Source organism: Mesorhizobium sp. P3_A9 (assembly GCF_056402975.1).
The window spans coordinates 1-17,423 of the sequence record NZ_JBFUGJ010000003.1; the positions used below are offsets into that span (position 1 = coordinate 1).

The 17,423-nt window shown below is 64.7% G+C and carries 18 protein-coding genes; 11 read left to right on the forward strand and 7 right to left on the reverse strand.

The annotated features are described in order from the left end of the window. The 3 genes from AC1DX0_RS01230 to AC1DX0_RS01240 all read left to right on the forward strand — a co-directional run. A partial coding sequence (locus AC1DX0_RS01230; RefSeq protein WP_477354043.1) for a DeoR/GlpR family DNA-binding transcription regulator occupies window positions 1–711 on the forward strand: 711 nt, incomplete at its 5' end. Window positions 712–980: 269 nt separating this feature from the next. Beyond that, window positions 981–2,129, forward strand: coding sequence for a Gfo/Idh/MocA family protein (locus AC1DX0_RS01235; RefSeq protein WP_477220997.1), 1,149 nt, complete (start codon window positions 981–983; stop codon window positions 2,127–2,129). A 23-nt stretch (window positions 2,130–2,152) separates the two neighbouring features. Next, window positions 2,153–3,103, forward strand: a complete 951-nt coding sequence (locus AC1DX0_RS01240) for an alpha/beta hydrolase (protein WP_477220996.1) — start codon at window positions 2,153–2,155, stop codon at window positions 3,101–3,103. Here the strand turns inward: AC1DX0_RS01240 and AC1DX0_RS01245 are convergent. The 7 genes from AC1DX0_RS01245 to pcaD all read right to left on the reverse strand — a co-directional run bounded on the left by AC1DX0_RS01245 (window position 3,091) and on the right by pcaD (window position 9,233). Further along, window positions 3,091–4,125 carry a LacI family DNA-binding transcriptional regulator gene (locus AC1DX0_RS01245; protein ID WP_477220995.1) on the reverse strand — a complete coding sequence of 345 codons (1,035 nt, stop codon included), beginning with the start codon at window positions 4,123–4,125 and terminating at the stop codon, window positions 3,091–3,093. The genes AC1DX0_RS01240 and AC1DX0_RS01245 overlap by 13 nt on opposite strands. A 295-nt stretch (window positions 4,126–4,420) precedes the next feature. Beyond that, window positions 4,421–5,593, reverse strand: a complete 1,173-nt coding sequence (gene pobA / locus AC1DX0_RS01250; protein WP_477220994.1) for a 4-hydroxybenzoate 3-monooxygenase — start codon at window positions 5,591–5,593, stop codon at window positions 4,421–4,423. Next, window positions 5,593–6,645: a 3-carboxy-cis,cis-muconate cycloisomerase gene (locus AC1DX0_RS01255; protein WP_477220993.1), complete on the reverse strand. Its 1,053-nt coding sequence runs from the start codon at window positions 6,643–6,645 to the stop codon at window positions 5,593–5,595. Before AC1DX0_RS01255 ends, pobA begins: the two co-directional genes overlap by 1 nt. 19 nt (window positions 6,646–6,664) lie before the next feature. After that, window positions 6,665–7,279 (reverse strand): protocatechuate 3,4-dioxygenase subunit alpha, encoded by a 615-nt coding sequence (pcaG, locus tag AC1DX0_RS01260; protein ID WP_477354046.1) that lies wholly within the window; start codon window positions 7,277–7,279, stop codon window positions 6,665–6,667. Further along, the gene (pcaH, locus tag AC1DX0_RS01265) at window positions 7,279–8,034 is read right to left on the reverse strand and encodes a protocatechuate 3,4-dioxygenase subunit beta (protein WP_477354049.1); all 756 of its coding nucleotides are present in this window, start codon (window positions 8,032–8,034) and stop codon (window positions 7,279–7,281) included. The genes pcaG and pcaH overlap by 1 nt, the downstream gene beginning before the upstream one ends. Next, the gene (gene pcaC / locus AC1DX0_RS01270; protein ID WP_477354052.1) at window positions 8,024–8,431 is read right to left on the reverse strand and encodes a 4-carboxymuconolactone decarboxylase; all 408 of its coding nucleotides are present in this window, start codon (window positions 8,429–8,431) and stop codon (window positions 8,024–8,026) included. Before pcaC ends, pcaH begins: the two co-directional genes overlap by 11 nt. Next, window positions 8,424–9,233: a 3-oxoadipate enol-lactonase gene (pcaD, locus tag AC1DX0_RS01275; protein WP_477220989.1), complete on the reverse strand. Its 810-nt coding sequence runs from the start codon at window positions 9,231–9,233 to the stop codon at window positions 8,424–8,426. The genes pcaC and pcaD overlap by 8 nt, the downstream gene beginning before the upstream one ends. Window positions 9,234–9,326: 93 nt before the next feature. Between pcaD and pcaQ the strand changes: the two genes are divergently transcribed. The 8 genes from pcaQ (at window position 9,327) to AC1DX0_RS01315 (ending at window position 17,420) form a co-directional block, all read left to right on the forward strand. Next, entirely contained in the window at window positions 9,327–10,244 is a 918-nt protein-coding gene (gene pcaQ, locus AC1DX0_RS01280; RefSeq protein ID WP_477354055.1) for a pca operon transcription factor PcaQ, read from the forward strand. A 141-nt stretch (window positions 10,245–10,385) separates the two neighbouring features. Further along, window positions 10,386–11,702 carry an ABC transporter substrate-binding protein gene (locus AC1DX0_RS01285; protein WP_477220987.1) on the forward strand — a complete coding sequence of 439 codons (1,317 nt, stop codon included), beginning with the start codon at window positions 10,386–10,388 and terminating at the stop codon, window positions 11,700–11,702. A 21-nt stretch (window positions 11,703–11,723) separates the two neighbouring features. Further along, on the forward strand, window positions 11,724–12,467 hold the full coding sequence (locus AC1DX0_RS01290) for an ABC transporter ATP-binding protein (RefSeq protein WP_477221098.1): 744 nt from the start codon (window positions 11,724–11,726) through the stop codon (window positions 12,465–12,467). Further along, on the forward strand, window positions 12,464–13,192 hold the full coding sequence (locus AC1DX0_RS01295; RefSeq protein WP_477220986.1) for an ABC transporter ATP-binding protein: 729 nt from the start codon (window positions 12,464–12,466) through the stop codon (window positions 13,190–13,192). Before AC1DX0_RS01290 ends, AC1DX0_RS01295 begins: the two co-directional genes overlap by 4 nt. Further along, on the forward strand, window positions 13,189–14,085 hold the full coding sequence (locus tag AC1DX0_RS01300; protein ID WP_477220985.1) for a branched-chain amino acid ABC transporter permease: 897 nt from the start codon (window positions 13,189–13,191) through the stop codon (window positions 14,083–14,085). Before AC1DX0_RS01295 ends, AC1DX0_RS01300 begins: the two co-directional genes overlap by 4 nt. Further along, complete coding sequence (locus AC1DX0_RS01305; protein ID WP_477220984.1) at window positions 14,082–15,149, forward strand: branched-chain amino acid ABC transporter permease; 1,068 nt, start codon at window positions 14,082–14,084, stop codon at window positions 15,147–15,149. Before AC1DX0_RS01300 ends, AC1DX0_RS01305 begins: the two co-directional genes overlap by 4 nt. A 2-nt stretch (window positions 15,150–15,151) precedes the next feature. Then, window positions 15,152–15,937, forward strand: coding sequence for a coniferyl-alcohol dehydrogenase (locus AC1DX0_RS01310; protein WP_477354091.1), 786 nt, complete (start codon window positions 15,152–15,154; stop codon window positions 15,935–15,937). A 37-nt stretch (window positions 15,938–15,974) separates the two neighbouring features. Further along, a complete protein-coding gene (locus AC1DX0_RS01315) occupies window positions 15,975–17,420 on the forward strand; it encodes an aldehyde dehydrogenase (RefSeq protein WP_477220983.1) in 1,446 nt (481 codons plus the stop codon). The last annotated feature ends 3 nt before the right edge of the window (window positions 17,421–17,423 follow it).

Below are 17,423 nucleotides of genomic sequence, written 5' to 3' on the forward strand. Positions count from 1 at the left end.
GGACAGGTTCGCATCAAGGACCTGTCAGACGATTTTGGCGTGTCGGAAGTCACGGTGCGCTCCGACCTCGAGATACTGGATCGCAAGGGACTGCTGACCAAGACCCGTGGCGGGGCGGTGACCCGGACCACGGATTCGACCACGGCCGCGTTCGCCCGGCGGATGCAAACGAACCTCGATGCAAAGAAACGCATCGCCCGGGCAGCGGTAGACCTGTTCGAGGACAACCAATCGGTCATCTTCGACGGCGGCTCGACATTGATGCAGGTTGCCATGCTGTTACCGCCGCTCAGCAATGTCGTGGTCGCGGCCACGGCGATGAATATCGTGCAGCATCTGATGCATCGGCCAGGCCTCGACGTTCACATGATCGGTGGCCGGGTCTATCCAGACACGGTGAGCACGCTGATCACCGATGCCGACACGGCTCTCGGCGGCTTGGTGGCGCATCAGGTCTTTGTTGGAGCGCATGCGATTGACTCGTCACTGGATGTGGTCGACGTGAACGAAGACATGGCGCGAACGAAGCGAAACCTCTTGCGCATGGCCCGGCGCGTTGTCCTGCTCGCGGATTCGAGCAAGTGGGGCGTCAGCGGGACCTCCAAGGCTTTTTCGCTGTCGAGCGTCGATGTTGTGATCACCGACGATGGCCTGYCCGGYCCRATACGCAGMSAGCTYGAKARGACSGGSGCCAAGGTGATCTATGCCTGAMCCCGTCKCGGTCCCTGGCTGCCACGGGAATATCCAATGCACGCATGACCCACGGGATTCGCATCGGCAGTCGGCCGTTTTTTCATGTCGGTCATTTTCTCCTCCCAAGGGCTGGCAGCCTCCCGATATCGCGCCAGCATTTTCGCATGTTCTATAAAAATTTTACGCGCGTCAAGATTTAAAATGTTGTATAGCGCGTTCCCAGAATGATCCGTTGCCGGCGCAGCGGATCCAGCAGAGCATGACGAAGTTGGGAGGTACGGCCAAAAATGCAGGGAAAATCAACGGCGAAGCTCGGAATCGGTGTCATCGGATGCGGCAACATCTCGATGACCTATTTGCGCAATGCCGCCCTCTTCGGGGGCATAGAGTTGCGCGCATGCGCCGATATTTCGGCCGACATGGCGGCGCTGCGGGCCAAGGAATATGGCATCCGGGCGCTCGGCGTCGATGCGCTGCTGGCCGACCCCGAGATCGATCTCGTCCTCAACCTGACCATTCCCGCGGCGCATTTCGACATTTCGTTTTCCGCGCTTTCGGCGGGAAAACACGTCTTCACCGAAAAGCCGCTGGCAACGTCCGCCAGCGACGGGCGTCGCCTGGTAGCCGAGGCCGCCAAGCGCGGCGTGCTGCTCGGCTCGGCGCCGGATACGTTCCTTGGCGCCGCCGGACGCCGGGCGCGCCGCCTGATGGACGATGGCGCCATTGGCCGCCCGGTCACCGGCACCGCCTTCATGATGGGGCGCGGCATGGAGCACTGGCACCCCAACCCGCAATTCTACTACCAGCCGGGCGGCGGCCCGGTGTTCGACATGGGTCCTTACTACCTGACCATGCTGGTCAATCTGCTCGGCCCTGTCGCGCGGGTGATGGCAATGGCGACCAAGGGCCAGGAGGAAAGGCGGATCACTGCCGAAGGGCCGTTCAAGAACACGACCTTCAAGGTCGGCACGCCGACCAATGTGCTGTCGCTGCTCGAATTCCGCTCGGGCGCCACCGTCACCTTCGGCGCCTCGTGGGATGTCTTCAAGCATTCCAACCATCCGATCGAACTGCACGGCACCGAAGGCTCGTTGCGCCTGCCCGATCCCGACACGTTCGGCGGCACGGTGTCGCTGTCCGAACGCGGCGCGGACTGGAAGGATTTCGCCAGCGAAGGCGAACTCTACGGCGCCCGCAACTGGCCTTACGCGGCACCTGACCGCGCCAATTATCGCATGCTCGGCGTCGCCGATCTGGTGCGCTCACTGAAGACGGGTGCAACACCGCGCGCGTCCGGCAATCTGGCGCTGCATGTGCTGGAGATCATGGAGGCGATCCTGAATTCGGGCGAAACGAAGAGCTCGGTCGCCATTGCCGGCGATGTCGTCCAGCCGGCGCTGCTGACCGAGGACGAAGCAAGCAGCCTGCTCGCCTAGGCGCAGTGACGGCGGAGATGGTAATGACGCTCGACCCTGATGCTTTGCGCATCCTCGAAATCGGCCGTGCGGGCGGTGGCGAGCCGTTCGAAAACGGCAGCGTAGCGGCGGCCCGGGCCGCCCATAACGCGTGGTTCCCGACACAGCAGGGCGAGCACGAGCCGGTGGCAGTGACCTCGCAGCAAGAGATCGACGGGCCGAACGGCCCGCTCACGATCCGCATCCATCGCGGCATCGGCGCGCCACGGACCGGGGCACGCGCCGTGCTCTATCTGCATGGTGGCGGCTGGGTCATCGGCAATCTCTCCTCGCATGACGAGATCTGCCGCTGGCTGGCCAATCTGGGCAACACCGTCGTGGTCTGCGTCGATTACCGGCTGGCGCCGGAGCACAAATTTCCGGATGGGCTCGAAGACTGCGCGGCAGCGTTGCGCTTCATGGCGGAAAACGCCGGGGAACTGGGCATCGACCCGGCCCGCATCTGCGTTGGCGGCGACAGCGCCGGCGGCAACCTTGCCGCCGTTCTGGCTTTGCTTGCCCGTGACGGGCTGGCGCCGCCGCTTGCCGCCCAGATCCTGATCTATCCCAACACCGATGCCCGCCAGACCGCGGACAGCTATCGGCGCTTCGGCGACGGCTTCGGGCTCACCGCCGCGACCATGGCGTGGTTCCGCGATCACTATGTGCGAACACCAGACGACATCACGGATTGGCGCGTCTCGCCGCTGCTGGCGTCAAGCCTCGCCGGCGCCGCACCGACATTTGTCGTGATCGCCGGTCACGACATCCTTGCCGACGAAGGCATGGCCTATGCCGAACGCCTGCGCGCCGAAGGCGTGCCAACGGTCCTGCGGCACTGGCCGGGTCAGATCCACGGCTTCGTCTCGATGGGCCGCCATATACCGGCTGCGCGACCGGCGGTGAGCGAGGCGGCTGCCTGGCTCAAATTGCAGACGCCCGCTCAGGCCGACTGACGCATCACCAGCGTCGCACCGAGCTTGACGTTGCGCGCCAGGCCCTGGCCAGGCGGATCGGCCTCGTCGAGCAAGGCCAGCAGCATCTCGACGCTGCGGCCGGCCATGGCGGCGAAATCCTGCGCCATGGTGGTCAGCGCCGGACAGGTGTAGCGGCTCAGCGGATGGTCGTCGTGGGCCGCGACACGGAAGTCGCAATCGGCCCGGCGGCCGATCTTCAGCCCGCGCGAAAAAGCCGCCGCCATGACGCCGAAGGCGAGACGGTCGTTGGCGCACAGCAGCGTGCGCGCCGGCAAGCCGCCTTTCTCGAGCGTCCGCTCCATCCATTCATGGCCGATGCGCTCGAAGTCCCAGTTGTAGCCGCCCGCCGCCTCGAGAACGACAGGCTCCAGGCCGGCGGCTCGCATCGTCTCGATATAGCTCTGCAGGCGCTCGCCTGAATTGTGATTGACGTGCGGAATGTCGACATAGACCGGCGGCTCGCCCGACCGGCAGAGATAGTCGACGATTGTCGACGTGCTCTGGTGGTTGTCGTTGCCGACGAAAGGCGTGTCGCCCTCGATATAGGTGTCGAAATAGACGATCGGAATCTCTTCGCTCATCCGCTCGAAGACGCCGGGTTCGGAGACCGACCCCAGCGGCGCTACGATGGCGCCGGCGACCTTCAGCGACATCAGCGTCCTGACCGATTCCGCCTCCAGCTTCGGCGAACCGTGCGAGGAGATGACGATCGGCCAGAACCCCTCGTCGCGGCAGCGCAGTTCGATGCGGCTGACCATCTCGGCATAGAACGGATCGGCAATCGTCGGCACGACGATGCCGACATTGCGGGTGCGTTTGCGGTTGAGATTGCGCGCGAAAACGTTGGGCTGATAATCCGAGGAGCGCAGCGCCGCCTCGATACGCGCCCGCGTCGCCGGCTTCACGCTGGCCGGATCGTCGAAATATTTCGACAGGGTCGGCCGCGAAACGCCGGACGCCCTGGCGAAATCATCCATCGTGCGGTGGGTCTTCTCCGCCATCGATATTCCTTTGCCCGCGCCCGCCAACTTTCCGGTCCGGCCAGAATCAGTCTTGCGGCCGTTGTCGTGAGGCAGCATTGCTTGACGAATTTTTTCCGTCAAATTTTCGCGTTTCCACTACAACGCAAAAGAGTTTCGCGCGTCAAATTATTTGTTGGCGTTCTGAAAATGAAAACCTGGGCTTCGAGCCTGCACGGACACGCTCAGCGTGCTGCCGCCGCTTATCCTGTTCGTCTTCCTGCAGCGCTTCTTCGTCGATCCCATCGTCGGCTCGGCGATCAAGGGATAGCTGCCCTCAATAGGGCAACCCAACATAGTTCTCGGCGAGCGCGGTCGATGCGGCCTGCGACTGCACGAGGTAGTCCAGTTCTGCTTCCTGGATGCGCTGGCCGAAGTCGCCGGTGTCGGGAAAACGGTGCAGCATGGTCGTCATCCACCAGGAGAAGCGCACCGCCTTCCAGACGCGCGCCAATGCCTTGGCTGAATAGGCGTCGATGCCAACCATGGATTTGTCGCGGTAGTAATCGCGCAAACCGGCGAAGAGATAGCGCACATCGCTGGCGGCGAGGTTGAGGCCCTTGGCGCCGGTCGGCGGCACGATGTGGGCGGCGTCGCCAACCAGGAACAGCCGGCCGAAGCGCATCGGCTCGGCAACGAAGGAGCGCAAAGGCGCGATCGACTTTTCGAAGGACGGCCCGGTGGTGACGCTTGCGGCCGTCTGTTCGGGCAAGCGGCGGCGCAACTCGTCCCAGAAGCGATCGTCGGACCATGCCTCGACGCGATCGTCCTGCGGGCACTGAACATAGTAGCGGCTGCGGTGCGTCGAGCGCATCGAGCACAACGCAAAACCCCGCTCGTGATTGGCGTAGACCAGTTCGTGATCGGCCGGCGGCACCTCGGCCAGCACGCCGAGCCAGCCGAACGGATACTGCCACTCGAAGGTTTTCAGCGCGCGCTCCGGCACCGATTTGCGGCTGACGCCATGATAGCCATCGCAGCCGGCGATGAAGTCGCAATCGATGCGATGGCTGACGCCGTCCTTGTCGTAGGTGACGAAAGGCGCTTCGCCGTCGAAATCCTGCAGCGCAACATTGGCGGCCTCGTAGACGGTGACGAGGCCGGCCGCCTCGCGCTTGTCCATCAAATCATGCGTCACTTCGGTCTGGCCGTAGACGGTGACGTGCTTGCCGCCGGTGAGCGCCGCGAGATCGATGCGATGCAGGCGCCCGTCGAAAGCCAGCGAAATGCCGGAATGCGGCAAACCTTCGGCATGCAGCCTTGCGGCAGCACCAGCCTCCTCCAGCAATTCGACCGTGCCTTGTTCGAGCACCCCTGCCCGCACGCGGCCGAGCACGTGGTCGCGGCTCGAGCGCTCCAGAATGACGGTCTCGACGCCGATGCCAGCCAGAAGCTGCCCAAGCAGCAGGCCGGAGGGTCCGGACCCGATTATGGCGACCTGGGTGCGCATCAGTGGCCGAGGCTTTCGATCTGCGCGGTCAGTTCGGCGGCGAGGCGCAGCGACGCGGCGGTGGCGACGACCATCTGCGGCAGCAGCAGCCATTCSAGCGTCCAGGCSGCRCCCGASCGCTCCTGYTCATGCACSAGMGCCTGATGCATGCCGGAMAGCTGSGTGGCGTTGAARCGGGCGAGCGCCAGCAGCGCYTCGGCCTTCACCGGGTTCTGCTTGTGCGGCATGGCTGACGAACCGCCACCCCCGGACAGTTCTATGTCGGTTCCACCCTGCGCCATCAGTGCAATGTCCTGGCCGAACTTGCCGAGGCTGCCACTCACCAGCGACAGCCAGCCGGCGAAGTCGGCGAGCGCGTCGCGCTGGCTATGCCATTGCGGCGCGTCGCCAAGATCGAGTTTTGCCGCGAGGGTCGCTCGCACGGCCTGCCCCTTGTCGCCAAGCTTTTCCAGCGTGCCGGCGGCACCGCCGAACTGCACCACCAGCAGACGTCTGGACTGCTTCGACAGTCTTTCCTGATGCCGTTGCAGCGGCGCCCGCCAGGCGTTCACGCGATCCGCCACCTTGATCGGAATTGCTGGCTGCATGCGGGTCATTCCGGTCAGCGCCCTGCCCCCGAAGCGTTCTTCCAGCGAGGTGAGCCGTATGATGGTCTCGGTCAGCAGCAGGCCGAGATGCTCGGCGACGGATTTCAGCCGGAGCACCAGGCTCGTGTCGATGACGTCCTGGCTGGTCGCACCGAAATGCACCTTGTCGCCATGCGGTTCGCCGACCGCAGCCCTGATCTGGCGCACCAATTCCGGCATCATGACGCCGTCCTTGGCGATGCCTGCCCTGAGCAAGGCGGTGTCCGGGCGGAAGGTACCAAGCGCCGCCACGATCGCCGCCGCGGCATCCCTGGCGATGATCCCGTTTTCGGCCTCCGCTTCCGCCAGCGCGCTCTCGAACGCCAGCGCCGCCTCGATTTCCGCGTCGACGGAAAAATGCCTCGATGCTTCCTCGTCACCGAGGAGAGCTGACAGCAATGGATGGTCGAAGGGCGATACGGTCATGTCCTGCTCCTCCTGACCATCAGCTGTCGAAGAAGACCGTYTCCTTSTCSCCCTGGAGRTGGACGTCGAAGACGTAGGTGTYGCCCTGRCGCYCGGCGATCAGCGTCGGCACGCGRRYRCGRTGCTCGATGCGCGYCAGGATCGGATCCCCGGCATTGGCCTTTTCCTCATCGGAAAAATAGAGCCGCGTGTGCAGGCCGAGATTGATGCCGCGCGCGACGATCCAGAGCGTGATGTGCGGCGCCATCAGGCGACCATCCCTGAACGGCACGCGACCCGGCTTGATCGTCTCGAAGGCGCAGACGCCTGTTTCCATATCGGTCGGGCAACGGCCCCAGCCGAAAAAGTTCGGATCGGCGGCGCCGCGCAATTCGGCCGGGGAATTGTAAAGCCCGTCGGCGTCCGCCTGCCAGATCTCGATCAACGCGTCCTTGAGCGGCGTGCCGGTGCCGTCCAGCACCCGGATCTTGAGACCGACGCGCTCGCCCTTGGTCTTGTCGTTGACCATGGTCGCGCCGAGATCGGTCGCATAGACGCCGCTAATGCCGCAGAAATTCGGTGTCAGCCCGATATGGACGTAGGGTCCCGCGGTCTGCGAGGGGCTTTCCCTGAGCCGGTCGAGCGATTGCGCCATCAATTGCCCTCCAGCCGGTTTTCGAACAGCGACGAACGGCGGCCGCGCAGCACGATGTCGAACCTGTAGGCGAGCGCGTCCATCGGGATCGTCGCCTGCGTGTCGAGAATGGCCGTCAGGGCCTCGATGGCCGCCTTGTCAGCGATGCCGCGCACGATCGGGCATTTCCAGATCAGCGGATCACCCTCGAAATACATCTGGGTGATCAGGCGCTGGGCAAAGCCATGGCCGAAGACCGAGAAATGGATGTGGGCCGGGCGCCAGTCATTGGGCCCGTTCGGCCAGGGATAGGGACCGGGTTTGACGGTGCGGAAGGCGTAGCCACCATCGTCGCCTGATATGGTGCGGCCGCAGCCGCCGAAATTCGGRTCGAGYGSCGCSAGATAGCCATCCTTCTTGTGGCGGTAGCGGCCACCGGCATTGGCCTGCCAGAATTCGATGAGCACGCCGGGAACGCCAACGCCGCGCTCATCGAACACGCGGCCATGGACGATGATGCGCTCGCCGATGGCGCTCTCGCCCGGCCTAGCGAAATTGTGGATGAGGTCGGCGTCGAGTTCACCGAGCATGGCGTGGCCGAAGACCGGTCCGGCTATTTCCGACAGCGTGTTGTCGAAGGACAAAAGCGCCTTCTGCGGCGAGCGCAGCACCGAACTCTTGTAGCCCGGCGTCAGCGCCGGCGGGTGCCATGTCCGGTCGCGCTGGAAGAAGGCACCGGTCTCGGGCCTCCGGTTCGAGCCGGACTCAGCTGGCATTGTCGGCTCCGTCCATTTCCGAGAACACGTCCTTGGCTATTCTGAAGGCACGGTTGGCGGCCGGCACGCCGGCATAGATGGCSACATGCAGGAACGCTTCGCAAATATCSTCGCGCGWSGCRCCGGTGTTGGCGGTGGCGCGCACATGCAKGGCGACCTCCTCATCATGGCCGAGTGCGGCGAGCAGCGCCAGCGTGACGATCGAGCGCTCGCGCTTGCTGAGACCCGGCCGCGCCCACACCGTTCCCCAGGCGGCCTCGGTGATCAGCTCCTGGAAAGGCTGGTCGAAATCGGTGGCGGTGACCTCGGCCCGGTCGACATGGCGGTCGCCGAGCACTGACCGCCGCACCGCGAGGCCGGTGCGATATCTGGCTGCGTTGGCGGGGACTTCATCCATGGGTTTCTGCTCCAGAGGCAAGCGAAGCGACAAAATCGCGGATCAGCGCGACCAGTGCCTTGGGTTGTTCGACGCAAGGAATGTGTCCGGCGTCGCGGATGATCTCGAAACGCGCGCCGGGAATCAGAGCAGCCAGCGACCGGACGAGATCGGGCGGTGTTGAGCCGTCCTGGTCTCCGGCGATGCAAAGCGTCGGTACGGCGATGTGGCGCGCGGCTTCGGTAAAATCCGCGTCGCGAACTGCCGCGCAAGTGCCGAGATAACCGGCGACAGCTTGCCGGGTCATCATGTTCCAGTAGCCGTCCAACTCGGCCACCCGGTTCGCGTGGAAGGCGGGGGTGAACCACACTTTGAACACGCCGTCGGCAATGGCCTGGATGCCCTTGCTTTTGACGGTTGCGATGCGGGTGTTCCAGCTGTCCGTCGTGCCGATCTTGTGGGCCGTGTCGCACAGGATCATGGCCTCGACGATCTCCGGCCGCCTGGCATAGAGCCCTTGCGCGACCATGCCGCCGACCGACAGGCCGCACAGCACCACCTTCTCCAACCCGAAATGATCGATGAGCGCCGAGAGATCGTCGACATGATCGTCGATCGACCTGATATCACCGATGTCGGACAGCCCGTGGCCGCGCTTGTCATAGACCAGCAAGGGCATTTCGCCATCCAGTGCGGCGACGATCTCGTCCCAGATGCGGAAGTCGGTGCCCAGCGAATTGATGAATATGATCGGGGGCGCATTGCCGGCCGCCTTGACGTGGCGATGATGCAGCGTGATGCCGCCGATGGTGACGAATGGCACGATTTCGATCCTCCACCCCCACATTGCACAAGGCATTTGGTTCGGTAAAATGATATTTTGCGCCGTTTCATTAACTCAGGGGTTATCAAATCCATGTCCGAGAGCCGCATCCGCTTCCGTCACCTACAGGCTTTCCTGGAAGTCGCGCGGCAGGGCAGCGTGGCCCGCGCCGCCGACTTCCTGCATGTCAGCGCGCCGGCGGTGACCAAGACGTTGCGTGAACTGGAAGAGGCGCTCGGTGTCGCCGTTGTCGAACGTGACGGGCGCGGCATCCGGGTCACAAGGCTCGGCGAAATCTTCCTTGGCCATGCCGGCTCGGCGATTACGGCCTTGAAGCGCGGCGTCGATTCCGTTCGCCAGGATGGCGCCGTCAATCGCCATCCGATCCGCATYGGCGCGCTGCCGACAGTGTCGGCSMRRGTSATGCCGCKGGCCATGAGCCTGTTCCTCGGGGAAAACACCGGCGCCGCGATCAAGATCGTCACCGGCGAGAACGCCGTGCTGCTCGAACAATTGCGCACCGGCGCGCTCGATCTCGTCGTCGGACGGCTGGCCGCGCCCGAAAACATGACCGGCTTCTTCTTCGAGCACCTCTATTCCGAACAGGTGCTGTTCGTGGTGCGGGCCGGACATCCGCTGTTGGAGCCGGAGGCTGACATCTTCGCCAGGCTCGACGAATTCCCGGTGCTGATGCCGACCCGGGAATCCGTCATCCGTCCCTTTGTCGATCGCCTGTTCATCACCAACGGCATGACCGCGCCGGCCACCGAGATCGAGACGGTCTCGGATTCGTTTGGCCGCTCTTTCATGCGGCAGAGCAATGCGGTTTGGATCATTTCGGCCGGCGTGGTAGCCAACGAGATCGCCAGCGGCGCCTTTGTCGCCTTGCCGGTCGACACCGACGAAACCAAGGGACCGGTCGGCCTGACGATGCGCACCGATACTGCCCCCTCGCCGGCTTTCACCATCCTGCTGCAGACCATTCGCGAGGCGGCCAGACCGGTCAAATGAGGCGTCGGACTGTTCGGACCGGGTTCCGTCTTGGTCGGGACTCTCCTAACCCTGGGGTTAATGAAACACCGCAAAATATCATTTTACCGAACCAAAACGCTGGTGCACTGTGCCGATGGAGGAGCACAGAGGGAGGAACGCATGACCTATTCTATCGGCAGCAAATCCAGCATTCGCGGCATTTCGCGGCGCCAGTTCGTCGCCACCTCGATTGCCGGCGGCGCGGCGCTCACGCTTGGCGGCCGCAAGGCCTTCGCCCAGGCAGGCGACACGCTCAAGGTCGGCTTCGTCAGTCCGCGCACCGGGCCGCTGGCCGGYTTCGGCCAGACCGACGGCTATGTGCTCGATCTGGCSCGCAAGGCGCTGGCCGGCGGTCTTGAGATCGGCGGCAAGAAATACAGCGTCGAAATCCTCGACCAGGACACGCAATCGGATCCGTCGCGCGCGGGCCAGCTCGCCAAGGACCTGATCAACAACCAGGCCATCGACCTGATGCTGGCGGTGTCGACGCCGGAGGTGATCAATCCGGTGGCCGACGCCTGCGAGGCCGCCGGCGTGCCCTGCCTTTCGACGGTCATGCCGTGGGAGGCCTGGTATTTCGGCCGTGGCGCCAAGCCCGGCGCGCCCTCGCCGTTCAAATGGACCTATCATTTCGGCTTCGGCGTCGGCGAGTTCTTCAAGACCTACATCTCGCAGTGGAACCTGATCGAGACCAACAAGAAGGTCGGCGTCATGTATCCCAACGACGCCGACGGCAACGCCATCCGCGCCAATCTGGCGCCGCTGCTGGCCAAGCAAGGTTTTACGATCGTCGATCCGGGCGCCTACGAGACCGGAACCACCGACTATTCCTCGCAGATCGCGCTGTTCAAGCAGGAAGGCGTCGAGATCTTCAACTCCTTCCCGATCCCGCCGGACTTCGCCGCGTTCTGGCGCCAGGCGGCGCAGCAAGGATTGATCAAGCAGATCAAGATCTGCCAGGTCGCCAAGACCGGGCTGTTCCCATCGGACATCGAGGCGCTTGGCGATCTCGGCATGAAGATTTCGAGCGCCGCCTATTGGCACAAGGCCTTCCCCTACAAGTCGCCGCTGACCGGCGTTTCGGGCACCGAGCTGGCCGACGGCTATGAGGCGGCGAGCGGCAAGCAGTGGACGCAGCAGCTCGGCGCCTCGATGTCGCTGCTCGACGCCGGCTTCGAAGCGCTGAAGGCCAGCACCGACGCCAAGGACAAGGCGGCGGTGGCCAAGGCGCTGAGCACGCTGAAGACCGAGACCATGATCGGCAAGGTCGATTTCACCAGCGGCCCGGTGGCCAATGTGTCGCCCGGTCCGATCATCGGCACGCAGTGGGTCGCGGCCAAGGAAGGCAGCAAATTCCCGCTCGATTATGTGGTGACTGAGAACGCCACCGATCCGAAGGTGCCCGTCGAAGCCAAGCTTCTGCCTTACAACGGCTGATGGACCGCTGACGAGGATCGCCTGGTGACCCATCCGCAACAACAGGCTGTTCTCACTGCCGCCCGCATCCACAAGCGCTTCGGCGCGCTTGTGGTGCTGGATGCCGTCGACTTTGCGATGGGTGCCGACGATGCAGTCGGCATTGTCGGCCCGAACGGTGCCGGCAAGACGACGCTGCTCAGCGTGCTTTCGGGCGCCTTTCCGCCGAGCTCGGGTACGGTCCGCTTCAAAGGCGATGAAGTGACGGCGCTGCCGGCGACGCAGCGCTGCCGGCTCGGGCTGGTGCGCACGCATCAGGTGCCCAAACCGTTCAGTGGCATGACCACCTTCGAAAATGTCTTCGTTGCCGCCTCGCATGGCGCCGGACTTGGCCGTGACGAGGCCTATGAGGAGGCGCTCGGCTCGCTGAAACTGTGCGGCATGCTGGGCGTTGCCAACCGGCGCGCCGAGACGCTCGGCCTGCTCGACCGCAAGCGGCTGGAACTGGCACGGGCGCTTGCCGCGCGACCAACGCTGCTGCTGCTGGACGAGATCGGCGGCGGGCTGACCGACGGCGAAGCCAGTGAGCTTGTCGACACGATCAAGGAATTGCGCCGGCGCAAGATCGGCATCGTCTGGATCGAGCACATCGTCCACATCCTGCTGCAGGTGGCCGAACGGCTGATCTGCATGGATGCGGGAAAAATCATCGCCGACGGCGAGCCGCAAGCCGTGATGACCGATCCCGAGGTCGTGCGCGCCTATCTCGGCGGAGGCCCGAAATGAGCCTGCTGTCGGTCGAGAACCTGGTTGTCCGGCATGGCCTGTTTCAGGCGGTGCGCGGCGTGAGCTTCGCCATCGAACGCAGCGAGACGCTGGCGCTGGTCGGCGCCAATGGCGCCGGCAAGACGACGCTGCTCAGAGCAATCGCCGGCGCGCACCAGCCGGCGGCCGGCCGCGTGCTGTTGAACGGCGCTGATATGACCGATGTGCCGTCGCACAGGCGCGTCGGCATGGGCATCGCGCTGGTGCCGGAAGGGCGAAAGCTGTTCGTGCAGATGACGGTGGAAGAAAACCTACTGCTCGGCAAGACCGCCGGCCGGGCGGGCGATTGGAGCGTCGACAGAGTGCTCGAAATGTTCCCCAATCTGAAGCCGCGCCGTCATGCCAAGACTGGCCATCTTTCAGGCGGCGAGCAACAGGCGACGGCGATCGGCCGGGCGCTGATGAGCAATCCCGACGTGCTGCTGCTCGACGAGGTTTCGCTTGGCCTGTCGCCGCTGATCGTCGACCGCGTCTATGCAGCCCTTCAGGGATTGATCGCTTCCGGAACGACGATCATCCTCGTCGAACAGGACCTCAACCGCGCACTCTCAGTATCCGACAGGGTCATCTGCATGCTCGAAGGGCGCGTCGCGCTGGAAGGCCCGAGCAAGACGGTTTCGCGTGACGATGTGACAAAGGCCTATTTCGGCCTGCACCGGAAAAGCTCCGGGAGCGTTCCGGCATGAGCAACCAGATCATCCAGGGCATTCTGCTTGGCGGCTACTACGCGCTGATCGCCTGCGGCCTGTCCTTCATGTTTTCGGTGATGCGCATCATCAACCTCGCCCATGGCAGCCTGGCCGTGTTCGCTGCCTTTGCGCTGTGGTGGCTCGCCTCGCGGTTCCATATCTCGCCGTTCCTCGGCCTGCTTATCGTGCTGCCTCTGATGGCGGCGATCGGCTGGGCGTTGCAGCGCTTCCTGCTCGACCGCAGCGCGCGCGGCGGGGCGCTGCTGCCGATCCTAACCACGTTTGGGCTGGCCATCGTCATCGACAACATGCTGTTCGAGCAGTTCGGCGCCGATACGCGTTCGCTGGCGCCCTATATCGGCAGCCTGTCCTATGATTCCTGGGAATGGCCGGGCAGCATCTATGTCGGCAAGCTCGCCGTGATCATGTTTGCCACCGCCGTGATCCTGCTTGGCGGGCTGCAGCTGTTCCTCACCCGCACCAGGCTCGGCCGCTCGATCCGCGCCACGTCGGAAGACCCTGACACAGCCGGACTGGTCGGCGTCGACGCACGCCGCGCCAACGCTATCGCCGCTGCCATCGCCATGGTCACCGTCGGCCTTGCCGGCGCCTTCCTCGGCATGCGCGCCACCTTCGATCCCTATGCCGGCGCACCGCAATTGCTGTTCGCCTTCGAGGCCGCGGTCATCGGCGGCGCCGGTTCGCTGTGGGGAACGCTGATCGGCGGCATCGTGCTGGCGCTTGCGCAGACACTTGGCGCGCAAGTGCATCCGCAGGGCTTTCTGATCGGCGGCCATGCCGTCTTCCTTGTCGTGCTGTTCGTGCGGCTTTCGACATCAGGCCTTGGCCTGCGCGGCCTGCTGCGCCTGCCGTCCCGGAGCGCGTCATGAGCGCTGTCTCGACCTCGCCGGTTATCGAACGCGGCACGGCGGCATCGCGGATCGCGACGATTGCGGTCGCCGTCATCATCGCACTGCTTGCGATCGCACCGCAGTTCCTGTCGGCCGGCGCGGTCGACCGCATGACCGCGCTGTTCATCTACGTGATCCTGGCGGCGATGTGGAACGCTCTCGCCGGCTTCGGCGGCCTGGTCTCGGTCGGCCAGCAGGTGTTCTTCGGGCTCGGCGCCTATTTCGCYATCCGGTTGGCCAATGCCGGGCTCAACCCTTTCGCCTCGCTTTTCGTTTCGGCTGTTGTCGTCGGCGCGATCTCCTGGCCGCTGTCGCTGTTCATGCTGAGGCTGAGGAATGGCGAGTTCGCCATCGGCATGTGGGTGATCGCGGCGCTGACGCATCTGCTCGTCAATCTCGACCGGCTGGTGCAGGGCGAAACCGGCACGTCGCTGATCTCGCTCAACGTCTACGACGCCGGCACCAGGCGGGCGACGATCTATTGGCTGGCGCTGGCCTCCATGACGGCGCTGCTCGCCATCCTGTTCGGCGTGCTGCGCGGCAGCACCGGTGCGGCAATCCGCGCCATCCGCGACAATGAGGACGCCGCCGCCTCGGTCGGCGTGCGTGTCACCGGCACCAAGCGGCTGCTGTTCGTGCTTGCCGCCTTCGGCATCGGCATTGCCGGCGCGCTGTGGCTGGCGACCTCCATTACCTTCCAGCCGAAGACCTACTTCAACGTGCAGTGGACCGCCTACATGATCTTCATGGTGCTGGTCGGCGGCATCGGCACGTTCGAGGGCGCCATTTTGGGCGCGCTGGTGTTCTTCCTTATCGAGACGTGGTTCGGCGGCACAGGCGTCTGGTACCTGGTCGGCCTTGGCGCCACGGCCGTACTGTTCTCGCTCTTCCTGCCGCGCGGCCTGTGGGGGACGATCGAGGAGCGCTTTGGCCTGCGCCTGCTGCCGGTGGGCTACCGCGTCAGGCTTCCTGGAAATGCGCCGGCCGATGACGGCATCACGCCCTCGCCGGAGCGAACCCCACAGCATCAGGAGAAGGCATGACCATGCTTTTCGGCAAGACGATCCTCATCACCGGTGTCGCCTCCGGCATCGGCGCCCGCACGGCGGAGCTCGCCGGCCAGCTCGGCGCCGATGTGATCGGTGTCGATGTGCGTGAACCAGCTGCAACGGTGGGCAGTTTCGTCAAGGCCGACATCTCGTCGAAGGCCGGCGTCGAYGACCTCATAGCTAGCCTGCCGCAGCGCATCGACGCGCTCTGCAATGTCGCCGGGCTTTCGGGCAACACGGGCGCGGCGGCGACGCTGGCCGTCAATTTCTTCGGCCTCAGGGCACTCTCGGAAGGCCTCGTGCCAAGACTTCGCGAAGGCGGTGCTATCRTCAACGTCGCCTCGATCGCCGGCTWYGGCTGGCGCGCCAATCTCAACCGCGCCGCYTCSATGGTCGSCATCGARGGCTTTCCCGATGTCGCCGACGTGGTCTGCACGCATGCGGTCCGGAATGAGGAAGGCTATCCCGTCTCCAAGGAGTTGCTGCTGCTATGGACCTTCCGCGCGGCGCATCAGGACCTGTTCAAACGCCGTGGCATCCGCGTCAATGCGGTGAGCCCCGGTCCGGTCGAGACGCCGATCCTGAAACAGTTCCGCACCGTGCTTGGCGATGCCCGCGTCGACAGCGACATTGCCAGGGTCGGACGCGCCGGCACGTCAGGCGACATCGCGCCGGTCGTGCTGTTCCTGTGCTCAGACGGCGCGCGCTGGATCAACGGCGCCAACGTGCCGGTTGACGGTGGCCTCGAAGCATCGATCAATGCCGAGATGTTCGGCTTCTAACCAATGAGGACGCTCCGATGGAGCGAGGGAGACAGTCATGGATATCGGACTTCTGATCGACGGCGACAAAAGGGATGCGTCCGGTTCGGCCTCCTACGAGCGCATGGACCCGTTCACCGGCAAACTGGCAACGCGCGCCGCCGCGGCCAGTGTTGCCGACGCCAACGCCGCCGTCGAAGCCGCAGCGGCCGCCTTTCCAGCATGGTCGAAGACCGGGCCTGGCGAGCGCCGGGCTCTGCTGTCCAAGGCAGCTGACGTGATGGCCTCGAAGGTCGGCGAATTCACCAAGCTGATGATGGAAGAAACCGGTGCCACAGGTCCCTGGGCCGGTTTCAATGTCATGCTGGCSGCCAACATGCTGCGTGARGCAGCCGCSATGACGACGCAGATCTCGGGSGARATCATCCCSTCSGACAAGCCGGGCACGCTGGCGATGGCCATCCGCCAGCCGGCCGGTGTCTGCCTCGGCATCGCGCCGTGGAACGCGCCGGTCATTCTCGGCACCCGCGCCATCGCCATGCCGATCGCCTGCGGCAACACAGTGGTGCTGAAGGCCTCCGAAATGTGCCCAGGCACGCAACGGCTGATCGGCCAAGTCCTGGTCGAGGCGGGGCTGCCCAAGGGCGTCATCAATGTCGTCACCAATGACCCTAGGGATGCCGCTGCAATCGTCGAGGCGCTGGTTGCGCACCCCTCGGTCAAGCGCGTCAACTTCACCGGCTCGACCAAGGTCGGCAGGATCATCGCCGAACTCGCTGGCCGGCACCTGAAGCCGGCGCTGCTCGAACTCGGTGGCAAAGCGCCGCTGCTGGTGCTGGACGACGCCGACATCGACGCCGCGGTCAACGCCGCGACCTTCGGCGCCTTCATGCATCAGGGCCAGATCTGCATGTCGACCGAGCGGCTGATTGTCGACGACAAGATCGCCGACGAGTTCGTTTCCAAGCTGGCCGCCCGCGCCTCGCAACTACCAGCGGGCGACCCGCGCGGCCATGTCGTGCTGGGCTCGCTGATCAGCAGCCAGGCCGCGGACAAGATGGAAGAACTCGTCGCCGACGCTGTCGCCAAGGGCGCCAAGTTGGTGGCCGGCGGCAAGCGCACCGGTACCGTCGTTGAGGCGACGCTGCTCGACCACGTCACGCCGGCCATGCGCGTCTATTCGGAAGAATCCTTCGGGCCGGTCAAGCCGGTGATCCGGGTGAAGGGCGAGGACGAAGCCGTGCGTGTTGCCAACGACACCGAGTATGGCCTGTCGTCAGCCGTGTTCAGCCGTGACATCAAGCGGGCGATGGCAGTCGCCGCCCGTATCGAGGCCGGCATCTGCCATATCAACGGCCCGACCGTCGGCGACGAAGCGCAAATGCCGTTCGGCGGCGTCAAGGGCTCGGGCTATGGCCGCTTCGGCGGCAAGGCCTCGATCGCCGAATTCACCGATCTGCGCTGGGTGACGATCGAGGATCCGGGCCAGCACTACCCGTTCTGATCC